This is a genomic window from Oleiphilus sp. HI0117 (assembly GCF_001635235.1).
In genome coordinates, this window is sequence record NZ_LWGA01000336.1 from 1 (window position 1) to 261 (window position 261).

General features: G+C 43.3%; 1 protein-coding gene. It reads right to left on the bottom strand.

Annotated features, from left to right (window positions below; genetic code table 11):
* Positions 1-2: 2 nt before the first annotated feature.
* A partial coding sequence (locus A3757_RS26295) for a hypothetical protein (protein ID WP_197469742.1) occupies positions 3-261 on the bottom strand: 259 nt, incomplete at its 5' end.

The window sequence follows — 261 nt, forward strand, 5'->3', positions numbered from 1 at the left end:
TATTAGAATTGACCAAAATAGCTACTAAACTCGGCCCCGGTTAGTATGCTTTTTTCTATCAACTCCAAGCCAATTTCACCTTCACCATAAAAGTTCGGCATTTCACTGTTTCTAAGTTGCGTTTGGGATTCAAGTACTTCCTGATCACTGCCGTGTACTTCTTGATTATAGAAAGCGACGAGTAAAGGCGACTCCGACCGAACGGTGTAGGAAACCTTGCCCAGATATGTACTGACAAATAAGCCTGCTCGACCTCGATCT